At 67.8% G+C, this 3,956-nt stretch carries 2 protein-coding genes; one reads left to right on the top strand and one right to left on the bottom strand.

Annotation, left to right across the window (positions count from 1 at the left end; translation table 11 throughout):
• Nucleotides 1-183: 183 nt before the first annotated feature.
• Entirely contained in the window at nt 184-1,563 is a 1,380-nt protein-coding gene (locus C7443_RS05475) for an L-serine ammonia-lyase (RefSeq protein WP_110017540.1), read from the top strand.
• 215 nt (nt 1,564-1,778) lie between these two features.
• Here C7443_RS05475 and C7443_RS20080 read toward each other — a convergent pair.
• Nucleotides 1,779-3,956: beta strand repeat-containing protein (locus tag C7443_RS20080; RefSeq protein WP_170123503.1), on the bottom strand; the 2,178-nt coding region annotated here is incomplete at its 5' end.

Here is a 3,956-nt window from a genome sequence, read left to right as displayed (position 1 = left end):
ATGCGCTGGCGGCGGGGGAGGCCGAGGCGACGATCGCGCGGGTGCGCGGGGAAGTGGCGGCGCTGTGCGCGCGCTTCCCGGTGTACGCGGACTGAAAGCCTGAGCCGGGTCCCGCGGTCTGCGGGACCGCCCCCTGAACACTGAGGCGTCGCGGGCGCGCGGCCCGCACGCCGGGAGCCGCCCATGGCCATCAGCGTTTTCGACATTTTCAAGATTGGTATCGGACCGTCCAGCTCGCACACCGTCGGTCCGATGCGCGCCGCCTGGCGTTTCGTCAGCCAGTTGCAGGAACAGGGTCTGCTCGACAGTGTCGCCAGCGTGCGCGCCGAGCTGTACGGCTCGCTCGGCGCCACCGGCAAAGGCCACGGCAGCGACAAGGCGGTGCTGCTCGGCCTTGGTGGTGACCTGCCGGATCTGGTCGACACCGACACCATCGACGCCAAGCTGACGCGCATCCGCAGCGAGGGCAGCATCGCGCTGATGGGCACACACAGCGTGCGCTTCATCGAAAAAGAGCACCTGATCCTGCACAAACGGCAGACGCTGCCCTATCACCCGAACGGCATGCGCTTCATCGCCTGCGATGCCGCCGGGCAGGAAATCCGCAATAAGGTCTATTACTCGGTCGGCGGCGGCTTCGTCGTCAACGAGGAAAATGCCGGCGCCGACCGCATCGTCGCCGACACCACGCCGCTGCCGTACGCCTTTCGCACCGGCGACGACCTGCTGCGCCTGAGTCACCAGCACGGTCTGCGCATCAGCGATCTGATGCTGGCCAACGAGCGCGTCTGGCGCAGCGACGAGGAAATCCGCAGCGGCCTGCTGCACATCTGGAACGTCATGCAGGCCTGTGTCGAACGTGGCTGCCACCATGAAGGCACGATGCCGGGCGGGCTGAAGGTACGCCGCCGCGCCGCCGAGCTTTACGCCAAGCTGTCGGCCCGCCCGGAAACCTCGCTGCGCGACCCGCTCGGCGTGCTCGACTGGGTCAACCTCTACGCCCTCGCCGTCAACGAGGAAAACGCCACCGGCGGCCGCGTCGTCACCGCACCGACCAACGGTGCCGCCGGCATCGTGCCGGCCGTGCTGCATTACTACGAACGCTTCGTCCCCGGCGCCAGCGATGACGGCATCATCCGCTTCCTGCTCACCGCCGGCGCCATCGCCATTCTCTATAAAGAGAACGCCAGCATCTCCGGCGCCGAAGTCGGCTGCCAGGGCGAGGTCGGCGTGGCCTGCTCGATGGCGGCCGGCGCGCTCGCCGAAGTCATGGGCGGTAACGTCGAACAGGTCGAGAACGCCGCCGAGATCGGCATGGAACACAACCTCGGCCTGACCTGCGACCCGGTCGGCGGGCTGGTGCAGGTGCCGTGCATCGAGCGCAACGCGATGGGTTCGATCAAGGCGATCAATGCTGCGCGCATGGCACTGAAGGGGGACGGCAAGCACTTCGTCTCGCTCGACCGCGTCATCAAGACCATGCGTGACACCGGTGCCGACATGAAGACCAAGTACAAGGAAACCGCGCGCGGCGGACTCGCCGTCAACGTCATCGAGTGCTGAAAATGTGAGCGGCAACGCTCCGGTAAAATAAAAAAACCGCTTTTAGCGGTTTTTTTATTGATCATCTGCCGAAGAAATTTCATATCCAGTCGCGCCAGGCGGTTCCGGAGCCAACGGTCGGCAAAGCGTGCCTACCGGCGCGCCGCAACGGCGACCGGGATACGCACGGCATCGCCATCACGGCGTACCGGAGAAACAGGGGTGAGTGGAAACCTTCAGCCGCCGCAGGTCGAAGCGGCCAGCATCGAACTGCCCGTGCTGCCGCCCATGGCGTCAGTGGCTCCGAGCGGTGCGTCAGGGGTGACCGGCATGCCGCCACGGCCGCCGAGGATCAGGCTGCCGCTGCGCCGCGCCAGGCGTTGCGCGCAGGGTTCGCCGAGCAGACTGGCGCGATCGAGAAAATCACTGCGCAGCTCTTCCGGCCGCTCGACCAGTTCGCGCTCCGGCCCGACGACCTGCACCGTGCCCTGCACGCCAAACGCCGACGAGGCGCTGATCTCGCTGTCGGCCGACAGCAGATAACTGCCACCGGGCGCCACGATGATGCGGATATTGCCGCCGCGGCCGTTCTCGGCCTGCGCCAGCACCTGGCTGCGATTGATGACGACGTGGCGCGGATCGATGGTGATATTGCCGCCATCGCCACCGGCACCGACCGAGGCGCTGACCAGACTGTCACGCAGATCGAAGCGCTGACCGACCTGAAACGTGATGTTGCCGCCATCGGAACCGGGCGCCCGCGTCTCGACGCTCGAATTACGGCTGGTGAAACGATCGCTGGCGTTGATGTCGATGTTGCCGGCGCGGCCGCTGCCAAAACTGCTCGCCGAGACCGAAGCGGCATTGACCAGCTCGACCTGCCGCGCATCGATGCGCACGTTGCCGCCGTCACTGCTGCCAAACGCCGTGCTGCTGATCGAGGCGCCATCGAGGCGCACCGTATCGGCGCTGATACCGATGCTGCCAGCCGTGCCACTGCCCAGACTGGTCGTCGCGATCGACGAGCCGCCATCCAGCGCGAACGCGTTCGCCTGCACGTCGATGGCTCCGGCATTACCACTGCCGCTGGTGCCCGCCACGATCAGGCTGGAGCCGGTGAGAGCGACACGCCCGGCCGACAGTGAAATCGCTCCGGCATCGCCACTGCCAAAGCTGGCGGCAGCGATGTAGGCATCGTGATCGAGCGTGATCGACTGCGCGGCAAGGTGGACATTACCGCCGGCGCCCGCGGCAAAGGTACCGCTGGCGATCGCCGAACGGTCGAGGTGGATCGCATCGGTCGCGCTGACGTCGATACTGCCGGCCTTGCCACTGCCGCTGGTGCTGGTGGTGATCTGCGAATCGTCGGCCAGCGTGAGCGTGCCGGCGTTGACACCGATGGCACCGGCGTTACCGGAACCGCTGCTCTCGGCGACGATGCTGCTGCCGGCGAGCGTCAGCCGGCCGGCCGTGACCGCAATCGTGCCGGCATGGCCGCTGCCGCTGGTACTGGCGGCCACGCTCGCCGCGTGATCGAGCGCGATCGTGTCGGCCGTCATGCGCACGTCGCCACCGCGCCCGCTCTGCGTGGTACCGCTGCTGATCTGTCCGCCATCGACTTGCACCTCATGTGCCTGAATGTCGATGCTGCCGGCATTGCCGCTGCCGGAACTGGTGGCACTGACCGCCGCGCCGCCGGCCAGATCGAGCCGCTCAGCCTGCAGATGCACCGAACCGGCGTGCCCCTGAGCACGTGTCTGTGTCGACACGCTGGCGCCGTCGCGCAGCGTCAGCGTGCTGGCGTAAATGCTGACGTTGCCGCCGGCACCGACACTGTCGGTGGTGCTGGCGATCTCGCTGCCCGCCCCGCTCAGCGTCAGCGTGCCGGCGTTGATGCTGACGCTGCCGGCCGCGCCGCTGCCTATGACGCCATCGATGCGGTTGCTGCTGCCGAGGCTTGAACCGCCGCGCACGCTGAGCGTGTCGGCGTAGACGTCGACGGCGCCGCCAGCACCCGCCCCGGCGGTGCGTGCCTGCACGCTGGAAGCGCCATCGAGCGTGATCGCAGAGAAGTCCAGGCGCACGACACCCGCCGCGCCGAGGTCGTAGGTCGAGGCGCTGATGCGCGCACCGTCGCTGAGGCTGAGCGTCGTGCCCTGCAGATTGATGTTGCCGCCGGCGCCGCTGCTTTCGGTGGTGCTGGCGATCTCGCTGCTCGCCCCGCTCAGCGTCAGCGTACCGGCGTTGATGCTGACGCTGCCGGCCGCGCCGCTGCCGATGACATCGTCGATGCGGTTGCTGCTGCCGAGGCTTGAGCCGCCGCGCACGCTGAGCGTGTCGGCGTAGACGTCGACGGCGCCGCCGGCGCCGGCGCCGGCGGTGCGTGCCTGCACGCTGGAAGCGCCATCGAGCGT

This window comes from Plasticicumulans acidivorans, from assembly GCF_003182095.1.
GTDB classification, from domain to species: Bacteria; Pseudomonadota; Gammaproteobacteria; order Competibacterales; family Competibacteraceae; genus Plasticicumulans; species Plasticicumulans acidivorans.
This window is presented reverse-complemented; position numbering and strand designations above follow the sequence as displayed.